General features: G+C 73.0%; 18 protein-coding genes. 8 read left to right on the top strand and 10 right to left on the bottom strand.

Translation table 11 applies throughout. The features are described 5' to 3' along the window. Positions 1–5: 5 nt before the first annotated feature. The 8 genes from ACLBWP_RS01740 to ACLBWP_RS01705 all read right to left on the bottom strand — a co-directional run bounded on the left by ACLBWP_RS01740 (position 6) and on the right by ACLBWP_RS01705 (position 6,891). Positions 6–749 carry a hypothetical protein gene (locus tag ACLBWP_RS01740; protein ID WP_447653783.1) on the bottom strand — a complete coding sequence of 248 codons (744 nt, stop codon included), beginning with the start codon at positions 747–749 and terminating at the stop codon, positions 6–8. Positions 750–856: 107 nt separating this feature from the next. After that, entirely contained in the window at positions 857–2,065 is a 1,209-nt protein-coding gene (locus ACLBWP_RS01735; protein ID WP_447653782.1) for an FAD-binding domain-containing protein, read from the bottom strand. A 41-nt stretch (positions 2,066–2,106) separates the two neighbouring features. Continuing rightward, entirely contained in the window at positions 2,107–2,508 is a 402-nt protein-coding gene (locus ACLBWP_RS01730; protein WP_447653781.1) for a cupin domain-containing protein, read from the bottom strand. Beyond that, complete coding sequence (locus ACLBWP_RS01725) at positions 2,505–3,248, bottom strand: carboxymuconolactone decarboxylase family protein (protein ID WP_447653779.1); 744 nt, start codon at positions 3,246–3,248, stop codon at positions 2,505–2,507. The genes ACLBWP_RS01730 and ACLBWP_RS01725 overlap by 4 nt, the downstream gene beginning before the upstream one ends. 118 nt (positions 3,249–3,366) lie before the next feature. Continuing rightward, positions 3,367–4,257, bottom strand: coding sequence for a helix-turn-helix transcriptional regulator (locus tag ACLBWP_RS01720; protein WP_447653778.1), 891 nt, complete (start codon positions 4,255–4,257; stop codon positions 3,367–3,369). Positions 4,258–4,451: 194 nt separating this feature from the next. After that, a complete protein-coding gene (locus tag ACLBWP_RS01715; protein ID WP_447653777.1) occupies positions 4,452–5,696 on the bottom strand; it encodes a sensor histidine kinase in 1,245 nt (414 codons plus the stop codon). Continuing rightward, the gene (locus ACLBWP_RS01710) at positions 5,693–6,373 is read right to left on the bottom strand and encodes a response regulator transcription factor (protein WP_243563325.1); all 681 of its coding nucleotides are present in this window, start codon (positions 6,371–6,373) and stop codon (positions 5,693–5,695) included. Before ACLBWP_RS01710 ends, ACLBWP_RS01715 begins: the two co-directional genes overlap by 4 nt. Continuing rightward, positions 6,370–6,891: a hypothetical protein gene (locus tag ACLBWP_RS01705; RefSeq protein ID WP_447653775.1), complete on the bottom strand. Its 522-nt coding sequence runs from the start codon at positions 6,889–6,891 to the stop codon at positions 6,370–6,372. The genes ACLBWP_RS01710 and ACLBWP_RS01705 overlap by 4 nt, the downstream gene beginning before the upstream one ends. A 223-nt stretch (positions 6,892–7,114) precedes the next feature. On the opposite strand from ACLBWP_RS01705, the gene ACLBWP_RS01700 reads away from it, so the two are divergent. The 3 genes from ACLBWP_RS01700 to mtnN all read left to right on the top strand — a co-directional run bounded on the left by ACLBWP_RS01700 (position 7,115) and on the right by mtnN (position 9,259). Then, positions 7,115–7,753, top strand: coding sequence for a hypothetical protein (locus ACLBWP_RS01700; protein ID WP_447653774.1), 639 nt, complete (start codon positions 7,115–7,117; stop codon positions 7,751–7,753). 182 nt (positions 7,754–7,935) lie between these two features. Next, positions 7,936–8,514 carry a GrpB family protein gene (locus ACLBWP_RS01695; RefSeq protein WP_447653773.1) on the top strand — a complete coding sequence of 193 codons (579 nt, stop codon included), beginning with the start codon at positions 7,936–7,938 and terminating at the stop codon, positions 8,512–8,514. 34 nt (positions 8,515–8,548) lie between these two features. Continuing rightward, entirely contained in the window at positions 8,549–9,259 is a 711-nt protein-coding gene (gene mtnN / locus ACLBWP_RS01690) for a 5'-methylthioadenosine/S-adenosylhomocysteine nucleosidase (protein ID WP_243563321.1), read from the top strand. A gap of 50 nt (positions 9,260–9,309) precedes the next feature. Here mtnN and ACLBWP_RS01685 read toward each other — a convergent pair whose 3' ends face one another. Continuing rightward, a complete protein-coding gene (locus ACLBWP_RS01685) occupies positions 9,310–9,924 on the bottom strand; it encodes a hypothetical protein (RefSeq protein WP_447653772.1) in 615 nt (204 codons plus the stop codon). A gap of 152 nt (positions 9,925–10,076) precedes the next feature. On the opposite strand from ACLBWP_RS01685, the gene ACLBWP_RS01680 reads away from it, so the two are divergent. The 5 genes from ACLBWP_RS01680 (at position 10,077) to ACLBWP_RS01660 (ending at position 16,620) form a co-directional block, all read left to right on the top strand. Further along, complete coding sequence (locus ACLBWP_RS01680; protein WP_243563318.1) at positions 10,077–10,754, top strand: response regulator; 678 nt, start codon at positions 10,077–10,079, stop codon at positions 10,752–10,754. Next, complete coding sequence (locus ACLBWP_RS01675; RefSeq protein ID WP_447653771.1) at positions 10,751–12,283, top strand: sensor histidine kinase; 1,533 nt, start codon at positions 10,751–10,753, stop codon at positions 12,281–12,283. The genes ACLBWP_RS01680 and ACLBWP_RS01675 overlap by 4 nt, the downstream gene beginning before the upstream one ends. A gap of 135 nt (positions 12,284–12,418) precedes the next feature. Beyond that, complete coding sequence (locus ACLBWP_RS01670; RefSeq protein ID WP_447653770.1) at positions 12,419–14,278, top strand: family 43 glycosylhydrolase; 1,860 nt, start codon at positions 12,419–12,421, stop codon at positions 14,276–14,278. A 158-nt stretch (positions 14,279–14,436) separates the two neighbouring features. Further along, complete coding sequence (locus ACLBWP_RS01665) at positions 14,437–15,972, top strand: tyrosine-protein phosphatase (RefSeq protein WP_447653769.1); 1,536 nt, start codon at positions 14,437–14,439, stop codon at positions 15,970–15,972. Next, complete coding sequence (locus tag ACLBWP_RS01660) at positions 15,973–16,620, top strand: class F sortase (RefSeq protein WP_447653768.1); 648 nt, start codon at positions 15,973–15,975, stop codon at positions 16,618–16,620. 54 nt (positions 16,621–16,674) lie between these two features. Here the strand turns inward: ACLBWP_RS01660 and ACLBWP_RS01655 are convergent, their stop codons facing one another. Further along, positions 16,675–17,169, bottom strand: a complete 495-nt coding sequence (locus ACLBWP_RS01655; protein WP_447653767.1) for an N-acetyltransferase family protein — start codon at positions 17,167–17,169, stop codon at positions 16,675–16,677. Between the last annotated feature and the right edge of the window lie 47 nt (positions 17,170–17,216).

Here is a 17,216-nt window from a genome sequence, read left to right as displayed (position 1 = left end):
TGCGCTCAGTCCTCGGGGATGGTGCGGACCCAGTGCTCGAAGGCCTTGGCGTCTTCGGCGGTGAAGACGGCCGACGGTCGTGAATCGTTCACGGCCGAGTGCAGGAACAGGGTCCCAGCGGTCAGGCCCGGGCTGGCGTCGTCGACGATGGACGACTTCGCGGCGATGCCCTTCCGGGTCAGGAAGGTCAGCGGTTCGTCGTTCGCTGACTCGGCGGTCCCGACCTGGCCGTCGAAGAACGCGGCGAGGTCGCTGACCAGGAAGGCGGTGGACCCGTCCCGCGTGTCGATGGTGACCGCCGTCCTGGTCGTGCCCCGACCGGAGGGCCGCACTCCGGCGGTCGCGGTGACACCGGACCCGGTCCATGGCTCGACGTCCGCGATCGGGCGCTTCGTGACGCCCGCTGCCTTCGTCCGGGGGACGAACGCTTCCGCCAGGAGCGCGCCGACGGACACCGCAAGCATCCACGCGAACGGTGAGAAGGTCCGGGTGTACACGAGCGCGAGGAACACGCCGAGGTACCCCGCCCAGGCGAGGTTCAACCAGAGCCGCGACAGTCGCTGGCTGACCGGCCGCAGGAGCGCACCGAAGGCCAGCCCGGCGATGGTCGGCACCCAGAACTCGGACGGGTGGGTCGTCACGGTGTTGCGGTGCAGCTCGATCGTGGCGGCTGCGGCGATGACCGCGAGGACGCCGGCGAAGATGCGTCGCCCGCGGCGGTCACGGTCGCGCATGGTGAGCGTGGTCATGGTCCCCCCCGGTGCTGGTGTGGACGTCCGTGCCGTCGTCCGGACGGCACGGCGGCCGGGTGCCCCACCCGGCAACGCCACCAGTCAAGCAGAACTACCGGCCTCGGTCACGAGGGCCGAGTACTCGCCTGCACCAACCCCGGGATGCGCCCGCGGAACGGGAAGAACCCACGCGACGCGTGCGGCCAGGCGCGGCTGTCCCACCGTCGTCGCACCGTGACGAGCTGGATCCCCTCGGCCTGCAGTGCTGGCCGCAGCGTGTCGAGCCGTTCGCTGACCGGTCCGACGGGGGCGTACGGCACGACGACCGTGTGGAGTCCCGCGGTGGCCGCCCAGCGGACGACGGACGCGGGGTCCGCGCCTGTGAGCACCTCGGCGGCTCCGCCCTGCGCGTCGTCGGTCCGGTCCGCCGCGTCCGATGCCGCGCCGGCCGTGAACGCCGCCACCAGCCCCGAGACCGCTGCGGGGGAGCGATCGCTCGGATCGACGGACACCGCCGTGGCCGTCGGCGCTGGCATCAGGTCGGGGTGCTCCGCGAGCAGGCTCGCCGCGTCGAGGTCCTCCTCGTGCAGGAGCAGTCCGACGCGGTCGCCGACGGTCCCGTCGACGTCGTCGGGCCGGACGGCTGTGGGCGGTGGGAAGGGCTCCTCGTCGAGCGCCCGAGCCGTGGTGGCCAGCCCGGACGGCGAGAACCGTCCGTCGGTGTACTGCGCGATGTTCGACGTCGACGCCAGGTACGTCTTGCCCTTCGTCTGCAGGCCGGCGACCCACCGCCACGACAGCGTGTTGGATGCGGCATCGCCGTCGAGCAGATGCCGGAGGAAGAAGTCCGCACCGAGCTGCCAGGGCAGCCCGAGCGTGAAGACCCAGATGCTCGCGAACCACATCCGGACGTGGTTGTGCAGGTAGCCGGTGTCGACGAGTTCCCGCACCCAGGCGTCCATCGCGTCGATGCCGCTCCGCCCGGCGACCGCGTCCGCGTACCCGTCGGGCGGGTCGGCTGCCAGCAGGTCGCGGACCTCGGCGCGGTACCGCCGCCAGACCTCCGGCCGCTGCTCGAGCCAGCCCTTCCAGTAGGTGCGCCAGAAGACCTCTTGCACGAACTTGTCGGCGGCCGACAGGCTGTGACGGGCGAGCACCGCGTCGACCACCTCGTGCTCGGTGATCAAGCGGTGCCGGATGTACGGCGACAGCCCGGAGACGTTGGTCCGCGCGGGGCCGAGGTCGTGGTTGCGGTCGCGGCGGTATTCGGCGCCCGCGTGGGGCACGAACTCGTCGAGTGCTTCGAGGCCGGCTGCTCGGGTGGGGATGAACACGCCTCCCATCTTGCGCGCACCGCATGGGATGCTCCCCGGACTCAGCGTCCGGCGAGCTCCTCGTCGGTGACGTGTTCCTTCCAGGTGGTCGCCACGCTCGGGTCGTCACCGAGCTCGAGGAACGCGATGTGCTCCATGAAGCCGTCCTCGGTCGAGGCGTGGAAGTGCTCCTGTCCGGGCGGGGTGTAGAGCGTCTGGCCGGGGTGGACCTCGATGACCTCGCCGTCGCGGGTGCCGAAGCGGGCGACCCCGGCGGTGACGTGCAGGTACTGCCCCTTCTCGTGGGAGTGCCACGCGGTGCGGGCACCCGGTGCGAAGCGGACCAGGGCGGCGGTGGCGTGCTGGCCGTCCTCGTGCGGGGTCACGATGCTCTCGACCCAGACGTCGCCGGCGAACTGCTCGGGCGGGTTCTTGCGGGTGGGGGTGCGGGGCTCGATGTTCATGCGTGGTCCTCTCCTGCGCCGGCGGGGGCGCCGTCGTTGATGGCCGTCAGGCCGTTGAGTGTGCGGGGGTACCCGACGTACGGCACCAGGACGGTGAGGACGTCGAGCAGGTCCTGTCGGGTGTTCCCGACGTGCAGGTTCATGGCGACGTGGCCGGCGACCTGGGCGTCGGCACCGCCGAGGCCGACCAGGATCGCGAAGGTCAGCAGCTCGCGGCGCTGCACGTCGAGTCCGGTGCGCGTGTACCAGTCGCCGAAGCAGTTGCCGGACAGGAACTCCTGGAAGTGCAGGGCGTCGGCCGGAGCCTGGTCGTACATCCGGTCGACCGCCTCGGTGCCGACGATCTCGCTCTGTTTCGCCCGGCCGACCGGCAGCCGGTCCGCCGGGGACGTGGTCGACTGCCCCGCGAGCGGCAGCGCGACGCCGCGCTCGGTCAGCAGCTCGTTGAGGACCACGAGGAAGTCGGTCGAGCGTGCCGACCCGACGTACGCGGTCGCCTGGTAGACGACCTCCTTGGCGACGACGGGGCTGACCCCGGCGTCGAGCGCGGCCACGACCAGTGCCCGGAACTCGGTCCGTCCGCCCACGGCGACGACCGCGCCGAGCTGGACGACGAACCGGTCGGCCTGGGACAGCGACGTGTGCGCGAGCACCTCGTCGAACGCGAAGTGCTGGTGGATCGCGACGAACTCGGGGTCCGTCACGGTGAGGTCACCCGGCGCGAGGTCACTCGTGGTCATCTGCTGCGTCCTTCCGTCGACCGCCGATCCGGCGGCACGATCGACGCTAGGCCGGTCGGAGAACCCGAGGGATGCACTGGGGGAGTACCCCTCGCCGGGCCGGCGTGGACGCCGCGACTCAGCCCCGCCGCCGCCGCAGCGTCTCGCTCGGCCGCTCGCCGAACCGCTCACCGTAGGCACTCGCGAACCGACCCAGGTGGTTGAACTGCCAGTCGCGTGCGACCTCGGCCACGGCGGACGCCTCGCCGTCCTCGAGCTCGCGCCGGGCACCGTCCAGGCGCAGGTCGCGCAGGTACTTGGTCGGGGTCGTGTCGAGGTCGCGGGAGAAGGCGTTCTGCAGTCCGCGGATGCTCAGTCCCGACGCGTCGGCCAGGTCCTCGAGTGTCAGCGGAGACCGGGCGTCCAGGTGCATCAGGTCGACCGCACGCGAGACGGAGGGCGAGGCGAGGCTCTGGGCGGCCCGGACCGGGAACGTCCGGACGACGGCATCCGCGACGCGCGCGTCGAGCAGCGCCCGCTCGGCTCCGGTCACCTCGGCGTTGACCAGGTCGGGGGTCGACCGGCGCAGCTCCGCCTGCAGATCGCGCAGCGACGCGATGCCGTCGGGCTGCTCGTCGAAGACCAACGGCCCGCGCAGCACGACACCGCGGGCGGCGAGACACCGGCGCAGCAGTTCTTCGGACACGTGCAGCATCGTCACCTTGCGGGTGTCGGCCGTGAAGTCGTACGCCACGCTGCCGGAGAGCATCATGGGTCGTCCCGGGACGGCGGTCAGCGTCTCGCCGGACTCCGGTGTGAGTGTCGCGGTGCCGTCGCCGATCCAGAACACGATGTGGTCGCGCCGGTGCCGCATACGTCCGGTGCGCGTGCCCTCGACCGTCGCGCCGCGCATCGACAGGTCGGCGTCACCGGCACCCGCGTACTGGAACTGGTCGAGCGAACCGTCGACGCCGTCGGACAGCCCGTAGGTCGCCTCGAGCTCCGCACCGCGGTGTTCACTGATCGTCACCACCCGGTACCTCCGGAAGGTGGGCTGCCGTTCCGGGAGCGGCATCGCCGTCACGGCCTCATCCTGACACGGCCCGAGTACGGTCCGCGACCCGTGTCCACGGGGTGTCGGCGGGCTCCCAGGGGCGGTGGACGCGACCAGGACACCGGACGGGAGGCGCGGTGCCGGCCGGTCCCGCGCCTCCCGTCCGGTGGTCAGCCGAACCGCAGGGCCGCACACGCTCCGCCGTCGGTGGTGCTGAGCACCAGGCGCGCGCCCATCGCCTCGGCGTGGTGCAGGGCGATGGCCAGGCCGATGCCCGTTCCGCCGGCCGTGCCGAGCGCGCCGAACCGGCGCGGTCCGTCGCGCAGGATCGCCTCGGGGAATCCCGGGCCGTCGTCGACGACACGGACCTCGTGGCCGTCGACCTCGACGACCACGTGACCGCCGCCGTGCTGCCGGGCGTTCTGCACCAGGTTCGTCAGCGCCCGGGCGAGTCGGTCGGCGTCGAGCGGCACGGTCGCGTCGGCGAGCACGCGCAGCGGGACGTCGCCGGTGGCCTGGTCCTCGAGGACCTCTTCGACGGCACCCGCCAGCGACGTCGGTCGGACCTGCACCGCGGGTGTGTCGTGCTGTGCCTGGGCGAGTCGCAGCAGGTCGTCGACCAGGTCGCGCAACCGCCGGACCAACCGACGGATCCGTGCGGCGTCCTCGTCGTCGCCGAGCAGGGCGGCCGCGCTGCTGAGCGCCGTCAACGGGGTCTTCAGGTCGTGGGCGACGTCGGCGCTGACGGCGCGTTCCCGCTCGAGCCGGGCGGCGAGCGCGGCGGCCGTGTCGGCGATGCCGCGGGACAGCACGCCCACCTCGTCGTCCTCGGCGGTTGCTGCCGGCGCCGCCTGCCGCCCCCCGATCGCGTCGTTGACGGTGCTGGCGGTACGTCGGAGTCGCCCGGTCAGCCGCCCGGCGACGAACCACGAGGCGACGGCCGCGATGAGCGCTGCCGCTGCGCCACTGACCGCGAAGGTCTCGACGAGCGCGTTCCACTGCTGGCGGACCGGCGCTGCTGACACCCGTGTCGCGAGCAGGTCGTCGCCCTGCCCGCGTGCGGCCCACATCGCGTCGCCGTCGTCGTACGTGACCACCTGGTCGCCGGTGAGTGCGCGGCGGAGGGGACCCGGCAGCGCCGCCGGGTCCGAGGTGGCTCGGGACGGCAGCGCACCGCCGAACGCGTCGGTCGCCGCGGTCTCGCGCAGCTGCGCGACGGCCTGCGCCCGGAGCTGTTCGCGCGCACCGGTGATCGAGGTGTGGGCGAACACGGCACCCGCGGCCAGCACCAGGGTGAGCGCGAGGAGCGCCATGGCCGTGGCCGTCCGGACGCGGAGGGACCGGTACCAGGCGACCCGTGTCGTGATGACGGGTCGCGCGGCGGGAGCAACGGGTCCGGACGTCCAGGTCGTCACGGTGTGGCCGCCGCGATCCGGTAGCCGAAGCCGCGGACGGTCTCGACGGCGTCGCTGCCGAGCTTCCGCCGCAGGCGCTGCACGTTCGTGTCGACGATCCGCGGGTCCTGCCACGTCGAACCCCAGACGATCGCGACGACCTGCTCGCGCGACAACACGGCGCCGCGGTTCGCCAGCAGGGCCTGCAGGACGCGGAACTCCGTCGCACTGAGCGGCACCGGCGTCGAACCGCGCAGCACCCGCTTGGCGTCGTGTTCGACGACGATGGTGCCGATCCGCTCGGTCCGCACCGGGCGCGTCCCGGTGCGTCGGAGCACCGCGGTCAGCCGAGCGGCCAGGACATCGGGGTCGAACGGCTTCGTGACGTAGTCGTCAGCGCCGGCGAGCAGCCCGCCGGCGATGTCCGTCGGCAGGTCCCTGGCGGTCAGGAACACCACGGGCACGGACAGCGCCGTGAGTTCCCGGGCCAGCGCGAAGCCGTCCATCCGCGGCATGGCGACGTCGACCACGGCGATGTCCGGCAGCGCCGCGCGGGCGAGGTCGAGCGCGATGACGCCGTCCGCGGCCTCCTGCACGCGGAAGCCCCGGCGGAGCAGCAGCAGTCGTGTGGTCTCACGGACGTCGTCGTCGTCCTCGGCGAGCAGGACGGACGCGCCACCCTCGACGGGGTCGGTCACGACAGGACCTGGTCGGTGACGAAGCCCTGGTCGCTCCATCGGAAGGACATCGTCGGGCGTGAGGCCCACCCCGGACGACCGTTGGCGAACGTGATGCGGAGTCGCTCGTACCGGGTGGTGCCGGCGACGGCGACCCGGTCGTCCAGCGAGACGGCGACGGCGTACCGGTGCAGCTGCCCGCTCGCGCAGTCACAGGGGTTGTCGACGAAGCTGCCGACACCGCGGGCCGACGTGCCGCCCCAGGCGGACCACGTCAGGTCCTGCAGCACCTGGTCGGACGAGGCGCACCAGATCGGCACGGTGAGCGGCGACGCGACGGCCTCGCTGCCGCACCCGGCCAGGAAGGCGCCCGAGGCGCTGGCCGCCTGCGCGACCGGTGCGGCGTCGGCCGAGGGGGTGCCGAGCGCACCCATGCTGAGCGACGCCGCGACACACGTGGCCACTGCCAGTGCGACGGCGATCGCCGTGGCGGCGGCGCCGCGCCGCGGGCGGGGATCGAGGGGTGCTGCGGTGGTCATCGTGGTCCTCCAGGTGGGTTCGTCCCGATCCTGGGACGCCGCGGTGGCTCGTCGGCGGCAGTCGTGTGACAGTTCGGTGACGACGAGATCCGCGTGGGCACGGTCGTCCGGACCTCGTCAGGGCCATCCTGCCGCGCCGGGCGTCACGGCGTCGACACCCGGGCTCCGTAGGTTCCGTCGTCGGAGCACGCACCGGGTCGCGCTCGACGAGGAGGATGAGGACATGGAACGCACGAGGACCACCGCGGGCGTCGTGGCGGCAGCACTGGTCGTCACGGGACTGCTGGCGGGGTGCGCGCAGTCCCCGGCCCGCGACGCACCGCGGACGGGGAACAGCCGCGAGAGCGTCCGGCCGTCCACCACGGCCGGCGACCGGACGTCGTCACCGGCCTCGCCGTCGACGGCGAGCGCGACGCCGGCGGACTTCCCGTCCGGACAGCCCCCGCGGCCCGGAGAACAGGACGCTCACCCGTCGACGGACACCGTGCCCGGGCTCACCGCGGCGGTCCGTGCCGCCGAGCACCCGGGGCTGCAGATCTGCGGCGACGACGTCGTGTCGAGCGTCATCAGCGCGAGCGACCTGCGCGGCATCGGCACGACGCAGTGGCTCGTCGACAGCACGTGCGCCGGCGCCACGGGGACGTCCCCGGACGAGGTGTCGCTCTACGAGGAGCGCGGGTCGTCGCTCGCCCGGACGGCCGTGGTCTACGAGTTCACCGCGAACCGCCCCCGCCTGACCGCGTCGCCGTACCTGTTCGGCCCGCACACCGTCGTGCTCACGTTCGACGACGGCGCGTCCTACCGCCTGGTCGCGATCCAGCCGCACGCGGTGGTCCCCGGCCTCGTGGCACGGTTCTCATGAGGACACGACGGCAGCACGGGCCGGTGGACACCGACGACGTACCCGAGGACGACGTCATGGTCGGGGTGCTCGTCAGCGCGATCGCCCTGACCTTCTCGGGGCTGGTCGGACTGCTGGTGCTCTGGCACTGAGAAGGCGGGCGGGCGGGTCCTGGCCAGAGCCGACCGGGGCAGGATGGACCCGTGGAAGCACCTGCACCGACCCCGCGTCCCGACGTCACGACCACCGAGATCGTCGGCGGTCCGGAACCCCTCGTCGTCGGCCTGCACGAGTACGACGAGGCATGGCCCGCGACCTACCGCGACCACGAGCAGCGCATCCGTCGCGCACTCGGGGCGTTGCCGGTCGTGGTGGAGCACATCGGGTCGACCGCGGTGCCGGGGCTCGCTGCCAAACCGATCATCGACGTGGTCGTCGCGGTGCCGGACGTCACCGACGAGGCCGCGTACCTCGAGCCGCTGCTCGTCGCCGGGTACCAGCTGCGCGTGCGCGAGCCCGGCCACCGTCTCGTCAGGACGCCCGAGCGCGACGTGCACGTCCACGTGTACGAGCAGGGCACCCCGGCCGTCGACGCCTACCTGCTGCTGCGCGACCACCTGCGCGCCGATGACGCCGATCGCGCGCTGTACGAGCAGACGAAGCGTGCGCTGATGACCCGGCAGTGGGACGACATGAACGCGTACGCCGACGCCAAGACCTCGGTGATCGAGGCGATCAAGCACCGGGCGCATGCCCGGCGGGCCGGTGGCCGCGGCGCCTGACCGCGCGCACTCGAGGGTGTGGAAGGATCGTCGGGTGGACGATCGGGCAGCACCGGTCGCCGTGGTGATCGCGGCGATGAGCGAAGAGGTGACGGCCTTCGCGGACCGCATCGGCGGGGTCCCGTCCGAGTACGGCCCGGTCGGTGGCCACGACGGACACCAGCTCCTCGACGTGGACGGTGCGACGATCGCCGTCCGCCGCAGCGGCATCGGGTTCACCAACGCCACCGCCGCGGTCGCCCACTGCTTCCACGACTTCGGGGTCGTGCCGGTCATCAGCGTCGGGACCGCCGGCGGGCTGATGCGCGGGGTGGCCATCGGCGACGTCGTCGTGGGGGACCGCTACGTCAACCTCAACGCCGACGCCACGGCCTTCGGGTACGCGCTCGGCCAGGTCCCCGGCATGCCGACGGGCTACGCCCCGGACGACCGGATGGTGCGGCTGGCGCTGGCCTCCGGCACAGCCCATCCGCTCCGGTCGGCGACGATCGGGTCGAGTGAGGTCTTCGTGACCGAGGACCGTGCCCGTGTGCTGCGCGACGCGTTCCCGACCGTCGCGGCCGTCGACATGGAGTCCGCCGCGATCGCGCAGTTCGCCCACGTGCACGCGATGCCGTTCGTGTCGGTGCGGGGCATCAGCGACCTGTGTGCGCCCGACGGCGACGAGTTCCGCTTGCACCTCGACGATGCCGCGGCCCGCGCCGCCGAGGTCGTGCACGACGTGGTCCGGGGCCTGGCCGTCTGACGCCGGAGCGGCCGGGGCCGTGCTGCGCCAGCACGGCCCCCCGTCGCGGATCAGGACCCGGAGGTCGGCCCGTCGGACGGTCCTGCCGGCGCACCGGACGGCTTCGGTGCGTCGGTCGGCGGGGTCGGCGCGTCCTTGCCGGCCTTCCCGCTGCCGTCGGCCTTCCCCGACGCGTCCGGTGCGGCCGGGGGCTTCGGAGCGTCCTTCGGCGGTGTCGGGGCGTCGCCGCCCGCCGCGGGAGCGCCGCCGGCAGCCGGCCCACAGGTCGCGCCGGCCCCTCCGGCGGGTCCACCAGTTGCGGGGCCACCGGCCGCGGGACCGGCCGGGGCGCCGCCAGCGCCGGGCCCACCGGTCGGCGCGCCGGTCGGGGCACCCGAGGGCGCTCCGGAGGGGGCGCCGGTCGGCGCGGACACCGGCGTGCTCCCGCCGTTGCCCGCTGCCACGGCCGCGGTCACCCCCACTCCGCCGATCAGCACGGCGACGATGGCCGCACCGATGCCCAGGCGTCGACCGAGTCCCGTGCGGCGACCGCCCTGCCCGGCAGGCACCGACGACGCCAGCGGCTCCGGGCCCGGCGTCTGCTGGTACCGGGCGAACTGCTCGGTCGGCTGGTGGTCGGGGTCGTGGCGGGGGAACTCGCGGGTCGGTTCGTCGTTGTTCGTCATGGTGTCTCCAGTTCGTCTCCGGCGACTGCCGGTCCGGCGTTCCTGCCGGTGACGACCACGCTCGAAGTCGAATCTGAAGCATCACTGAAGCCCAGGTTCTCCCCAGGTCGTTCCATGCTCGGTGATTGCTGCGGCGACGTACGGTGTCCGCCGTGTCCACCCCAGCCCGCGTCCTGCTCGTCGACGACGACGAGACCATCCGTGTCTCCGTCGCCCGTTCGCTGCGCGACGAGGGACTCGTCGTGCTCGACGCTCCGGACGGGTCCGAGCTGCAGCGTGACCTGACGCAGTTCGTGCCGGACCTGGTCGTGCTGGACTGGATGTTGCCCGGTGCGAGCGGCATCCAGCTCGCCGCCCGGGTGCGGACCAGCTCGGACGCCGCCATCGTGATGCTGACCGCCCGCGACGAGGTGGACGACCGTCTGCGTGGGTTCGCCGAGGGCGCGGACGACTACGTCGTGAAGCCGTTCGCGATGGCCGAGCTCGTCGCCCGGGTCACCGCCGTGCTCCGACGCCGCGGGCGGATCCCTGCCGTCGTCGAGGTCGGCGACCTGGTGCTCGATCCCGACGCTGCCCTCGCCCGTCGCGCCGGGGTGACGCTCGACCTGACCGCGACCGAGTACCGGTTGCTGGCGTTCCTGGCCGAGAGCCGCGGGCGCACCATGTCGAAGGGGCAGATCCTGACGCAGGTGTGGGGCTACGACAGCGTCGACCCGAACCTGGTCGAGGTGCACCTGAGCGCCCTGCGCCGCAAGATGGAGGCGCACGGGCCCCGCCTGGTGCACACCGTCCGAGGCATCGGGTACCGCCTGAGCGCGGTGGCCGCGTGAGCGCCCGCCCGCTGCGTACCGGCTCCCTGCGAGCGCGCACCGTCGTCGCCGTGCTCGTGTTGCTCGCGCTGCTGCTGGGCGGCCTGTCGATCGCGGTCGAGGCCACCCTCGGCGGCCGCCTGCGAGCCCAGATCGAGGACCGCCTGCGCGACCGGGCATCGGCGGCAGCCGCCCTGGTCGGCACGGTCGACGCCGACGACCTGGCCGACCGGCTCTCGATGCAGGGGTTGTCCGTGACGATCACGACGCCGGGCGGCGGTTCGGTGCAGGCCGGGCCGACGCCGGACCAGCTCAAGCAGGGGCCACCCGACCCGGGCGGGTTGCCGGGTCCGGCTGGCACCCGGCCTGGAGGCTCGGCCGCCGCCGACACGTCGGCTTCCGGCAGCGGAACGGCCGGCACCACCGCTTCGGGCACCGCCGCAGCGCGCGTCGCGATCACGTCGTCCACGGTCACCGAGCAGGACCGGTTGGTCACCCTGGTCTCCAGGTTGAGCGATGGTTCGACCATCCGGCTCACGGCCGGCACCGGCTCGGTGGACGAGGTCCTCGGCGAGCTGCGGTGGGTGATGCTCGGCGCGTCCGCGGGCTTCATGCTGCTGGCCGCCGGCGGTCTGGTGCTCGTCGTCAGACGGACGATGCGTCCCCTCGACGAGATGACGCAGGCCGCACGGTCGATCGCGCACGGCGACCGTGGGCGGCGGCTGCGCCCGGGCCGGCGCACCACCGAGATCGGTCGGGTCGCGGTCGCCTTCGACGAGATGCTCGACGCGGTCGAGGGCGCCGAACGGCAGGCGCTCGCGGCCGAGGCCCGGATGCGCGAGTTCCTGTCCGACGCCGCGCACGAACTCCGTACCCCTGTCGCCGGCATCCGCGCCGCCGCCGACACCCTGGTGCGTGCGCCGCTCGACCCGGTCGAGCGCGAGGAGCTCGCGGTGCACGTCGTGCGACAGGCCGGGCGGGCGTCACGACTCGTCGACGACATGCTCCTGATGGCGCGGGTCGACCGGGGGCTCGTGCTCGAGCTCGGTCCGGTCGACCTCGGCGCGCTGGTGCGGCTCGAAGCCGACCGCGCCCGACTCCGCGCCCCGGCTCTGCGCGTCGAGGTGATCCAAGCGGAGTCGCCCGTCACGGTGCCGGCGGACGGCGACCGACTGGCGCAGGTGATCGGGAACCTGCTCGAGAACGCCGCCCGGGCCACCGGTGGCACCGGCACGGTCACGATCGCGGTCGATCGTCCTGGGGAGCTGGCGTCCGTCCACGTGACCGATGACGGGCCAGGCGTGCCCGAGGCCGACCGCTCCCGCATCTTCGACCGTCTTGTCCGCCTCGACGCCGCGCGCGACGACCGCAGCGGCGGCGCGGGACTCGGTCTGCCCATCGCCCGCGGCATCGCCCGCGCGCACGGCGGTGACCTGGTCTGTCCGCCGGGTCCGTCGACCGCGTTCGTACTCACCGTGCCGACCGTCGGCGCACCGGCAGCCCGCGTCGAACCCGTCCCGGTGCAGGGGGACCCGGCCCCCGTCGTCTGACCCGGTCGGCCACGCGCCGATTCCGGACAGGTCTCGGCGGAGCGCGCCCGTCGGCGTAGGCTCCGCCGGAGCAGAGCACCATGCCGCTGCCTCGACGACGAGGGGGTGGGTTCTCAACGACGAGAGCGAGACACCGTGCGCCGAGCACTGACCGCACTGATCGCGGTGGCGACCCTGGTCGTGGGACTGACACCGGCCCTCCCGGCGGTTGCCCTGAACCCGGGTGCCGCACCTGCGTCGCGGGGCGGTACCGCTGCGCCCACGCACCAGAACCCGATGGCGCTCGCGCTGCCCGACGGCCAGACCGCTGCCAGCTGCGCAGACCCGAGCGCCGTGCACGGCGTCGGCCGCGACCGGAACTGGTACCTCTACTGCACCTCGGACGCCCTGACCGCGACCGAGAAGGCGGCGGACGGGTCCCTCGTGCAGCACGTCGTCCCGACCTACCGCTCGACGGACCTGACGCACTGGACGTACGTCGGCGACGCCTTCAGCACCAAGCCGGCGTGGGTCGGCGACGCGAACGGCATCTGGGCGCCGGACGTCGTGTTCCGGAACGGCCGGTGGTACCTGTACTACGCGGCCTCGGACACGCCGCCGGCGACCGCTCCGACGGGTGGTGGGTCCGCGGTCGGCGTCGCGACGAGCTCGAGTCCGACCGGACCCTGGACCGACTCCGGCGGGCCGGTCGTCGCACCACAGGCGGCGCCGAACGGGGCCGGGCAGCGGTGGGAGTTCGACCCCGAGGTCATCACCGACCGGGGCACGACGTACGTGTACTTCGGCAGTTACTTCGGTGGTGTGCACGTCCGGACGCTCAGCCGCGACGGGCTGCGTTCCGACCCGGCGAGCGAACGGCTGATCGCGATCGACAACCGGTACGAGGGGGCCTACCTGATGCAGCACGACGGGTGGTGGTGGTTCATGGGATCCGCCACGAACTGCTGCAACGGTGCGCTGACCGGGTACGGCGTGTTCGTCGCCCGGTCCCGGAGTCCGCTGGGTCCGTTCACGGACCGTGACGGCGTCGCGATCACGAGCACGCGCGTCGGCGGCACGCCCCTCCTCGCCCAGAACGGCAACCGCTGGGTGGGCACCGGGCACGACACCGTGGTGACCGACTTCGCCGGGCAGGACTGGATCATCTACCACGCGGTGGACCGGAACGACCCGTACTACGCCGGGCAGGCGACCTACACCAAGCGGCCGGTGCTGATCGATCCGCTCGACTGGCAGGGCGGGTGGCCGTCCGTGCGCGGGGGAGCCGGTCCGTCGGACACCGTGCAGCCGGGACCGGTCGCGCAGCCGGGGGAGCGTCCGACCTACCGCGCCTCGACGGCGCCCGTCGACGTGCCCGGGCGCCTGATCCGTTCGGCCTCGACCTCGTTCGACGGCACCGCGCTGCCGTCGCAGCTGACCTGGACGCGCGAGCCCGACCCGTCGACCTGGACGGTGTCCGGCGGGGCGTTCCGGTGGCAGACGCAGGCCGCAGACCTGCACCCGCCGGCGACGCCGCTCGCCTCCGTGCTGACCGAGCCCGCACCCCGCGGTGACTGGGTCGTCGAGACGACCGTGGCGGTGGACACCCCGGCGAGCGGCGACAGCGTGCAGAACTACGTGCAGGGCGGGCTGATCGTGTACGGCTCCGACGGCGATTACGTCCGTCTCGTGTCCAACTCGATCTACGACACCCGGCAGACGGAGTTCGGCAAGCAGGCCTCTGGGCAGCCGGCCGGAGCGCCGACGTACGGCAACATGGTGGTCGGTCCCGTGGGCGACACCACGACGCTGCGGATCGTGCACCGGGTCGTCGGGGGCGAGGACCGGTACACGGCGTACACCAGCGCGGACGGACGGCACTTCGTGCGCGGTGGCACCTGGACCGCGGACCTCGGGGACACACCGCGCATCGGGCTGATCTCGCTCGGTGGTGCCGGGTTCACGAGTACCTTCGACGACCTGCGCGTCAGTGCGGTCGTGCCCTCGCGGGGGTGAATGCACCAGCCAGGCTGTGGGCTGGCTCATGACCTGTCAACCTGACGTCTCGCAGGCGTTCACCGTGGCGACCTCCGGCCTCGGGAGCGTGCTCCTCGTCCTGCCCGCGCTGCGACCCCGCACTGCGCTGTGAGCAGGGTTCCCGAACGAGGAGACCCGTGTCGAACCACCCCACCCGTGCACGTGCGCTGTTCCACGCGGCCACGATCACGCTCGCGGCCGTCGCCGTGCTCGGCGTCATCGGCTGCTCCGCGACGGCCGCACACGCGGACTCCGCGCTGCAACCCGCGATGACGACCACCGACCACCCCGTCACCGACGTCCCGGGCATGGTGAACGGCCGAGCGCTGGGCTCGTTCACGGGTCTCGGCGGGCAGACGGTCGACTCCTCGCGGCTGATCCGCTCGGAGTCGCTCGACAAGCTGACGACCGCCGGAGCACAGACGCTCGCGAGCAAGTACCACGTCGACCTCGTCATCGACCTGCGGACGCCGGGACAGATCGCGGCGAAGCCCGACGTGCCGATCCCGGGTGCGAAGGACGTCGCCATCTCGATGTTCGGCGCCGACGGCGACTACAGCGACGACACCGCGATGTACCACGACCTGGTCGACAAGGGGTACGTCAGCGCCACGGACCGTGGCCCGATGATCACCGCGTACGCGCAGGTGCTGCAGATCCTGGCGACGCACACGAGCGGCACGGTCCTGCTGCACTGCTCGCACGGCATGGACCGCACCGGCACCGTGATCGACCTGCTCGACCGGGTGCTCGGCGTGGACAGCGCGGACATCCTGCACGACTACCTGCTGTCGAACACCCAGCTCGGCGTCACCTGGGCGACACCGGCGCTGCTGCAGGGGACGTTCGAGAGCGACGTCGCGTCGAAGTACGCCGGGATGGACTCCTACCTGACGAAGACGATCGGGGTGACGAGCGGCGAGATGACCGCGCTGCGCAGCCGGTTCCTGGTGTCGGACGACGCGAGTGCTTCGGCGATCTCCGTCGCCGGGGTGGCCGTCGCCCTCGACGCTGCTGCGACCGCGGCAGGGGCGACCGTCACCGCACCGATCGCGACCCTGTCGGGCGGCGACGTACACGTCACGACGACGAACGCCGCCGCCACCTCTGCGGTCTCCGTGCAGGGCGACACGGCCGTCGTCACCGTCACCGCGCAGGACGGCACGACGACCCACCAGTACCGGATCGCACTCCGTCGCCCGGTCGTGACGCTGTCGGGCAGCAGCAGCGTCCCCGCCGGTTCCTCGGTGACGATCAGCAGCAGCGGGCTCACCCCGGGGTCGGTGTACGGGATCGTCCTGCACTCGGACCCCGTCACCGTCGGCCACGTCACGGCAGCGGCGGACGGCTCCGTCACCGCCACGGTCACGGTGCCGGCCGGGCTCGCCGCCGGGACGCACGTGCTGTTCCTCGCCGACCCGACCGGTGCCGCGGTCACGGTGCCGGTGTCGTTCACCGTCACGGCGCCGGGTGCCACCACGAGCACGACCGCAGCGACCGTGACGGCAGCAGGGCGGGCCTCCACGGCGAGCGGACCCGCGGTCGCGACCGGCGGCGCCGTCGTCACGGCCCCGACCTCCGCGCCGTGGCTGGCCCTCGGCGGACTCGGTCTGGCGATCCTTGCAGGGCTCGGGACGCTGCGGCTCCGGACGCGCCTGCGCACCGGGCGCTGAGTGTCGACCACGACCACGCGGTGGCGGCGGGGCAGTGTCCTCGCCGCCGTCGCGGCCGTGCTCGCGGCCGGCATGGTCACCGTTGCGGCGATCATGCTGACCGTTCCGGGCGCGCAGCAGCGCAGCGGATCCGGCGGCGTGGACCTGGCGGGGAACACCGTGCAGCTCGACGGCCCGCCACCCGCCCCAGCGGCGTCCGCCGCACCGTCCGGTCACGGACGCTTCGCGGCCCCGTCGGTCGGACTCGACGTGCCCCTCGGTTCGCTGGACGTCGTCGACGGCGTCATCGAACCGCCCGGGTTCACCTCGGCCTACTGGGTGCGGAACCTGGGCGTCGACCCGACCGCACCCGCGAGCGGCACGGTGTTCGTCGCGATGCACTCGCTCCGCGCCGGCGGGGTCGGACCCGGCAACGCGCTGATCGACGTCGCGCATGCCCGTGCTCGCATCGCCGTCGGTGCACCGATCACCGTCGACGGCACGACCTACCGCGTCACGCGCGCGGAGACCGTCACCAAGCAGGACATCCGCAGCGATGCCGGCGTGTGGGCGGACGTCCCGGGACGGCTCGTGGTGGTCACGTGCCTGCAGCGTCCCGACGGCCGGCGTTCGGTCGACAACGTGGTGATCGAGGCGACGCGGGGGTGACGCGGGTGGGCGCGGCACGCTGGTGGACCGGTTCGACGTCGAAGGACTCGATGCTCACCGGACGAGCCGCACGGCGATCTCGATCGGGCCGAAGCTCGAGGTCGCGCCGTCGGCGACGAAGCCGTTCCGCTGGTAGAAGGCATGCGCTCGGGGGTTGTCCTGCGCGACGAAGAGCGACGCCGGACGGTCGCCGAGCACCGCGTCGAGGAGCCCTTGGCCCGCGCCCGACCCGTGGGCACGCGCAAGCACGTAGAGCATGGTGAGTTCCTCGGGACGAACGGCGTCGGGCTCCGGCGTGGGCCGGACCGCAGCGAAGCCGATGATGCCGGTGTCGTCCGTGGCGACCACGGTCTCGTACAGGCGCTGTTCGAGGTTCGTGCGCCACATGGCGATGCGTGGGGCGACGTCGAACCAGGGGTCGGTGTCCGGGTCGTCGACGAACCGGCCGTAGGTCTGCCGCCACGACGTCGCGTGGACCTGCGCGATGCCCTCGACGTCGTCGATCGTGGCTGCCCTGATCGCCCACGCAGGCATCTCGTGATCGCTCATTCCCCGACCGTACCGGCCGATCCGAGTCGGATCGGACCGAACCGAAC

This window comes from Microbacterium sp. M1A1_1b, from assembly GCF_053345565.1.
Note: the sequence above shows the minus strand (reverse complement) of the source record. Positions and strands in the feature narration are given on the sequence as shown.

What these genes read in the sequence shown, in the direction of transcription:
- ACLBWP_RS01730 (WP_447653781.1), bottom strand. Translation starts at nt 2,508, where the DNA reads ATGAACATCGAGCCCCGCACCCCCACCCGCAAGAACCCGCCCGAGCAG.
- ACLBWP_RS01685 (WP_447653772.1), bottom strand. Translation starts at nt 9,924, where the DNA reads ATGACGAACAACGACGAACCGACCCGCGAGTTCCCCCGCCACGACCCC.
- ACLBWP_RS01655 (WP_447653767.1), bottom strand. Translation starts at nt 17,169, where the DNA reads ATGAGCGATCACGAGATGCCTGCGTGGGCGATCAGGGCAGCCACGATC.
- ACLBWP_RS01740 (WP_447653783.1), bottom strand. Translation starts at nt 749, where the DNA reads ATGACCACGCTCACCATGCGCGACCGTGACCGCCGCGGGCGACGCATC.
- ACLBWP_RS01700 (WP_447653774.1), top strand. Translation starts at nt 7,115, where the DNA reads ATGGAACGCACGAGGACCACCGCGGGCGTCGTGGCGGCAGCACTGGTC.
- ACLBWP_RS01705 (WP_447653775.1), bottom strand. Translation starts at nt 6,891, where the DNA reads ATGACCACCGCAGCACCCCTCGATCCCCGCCCGCGGCGCGGCGCCGCC.
- ACLBWP_RS01725 (WP_447653779.1), bottom strand. Translation starts at nt 3,248, where the DNA reads ATGACCACGAGTGACCTCGCGCCGGGTGACCTCACCGTGACGGACCCC.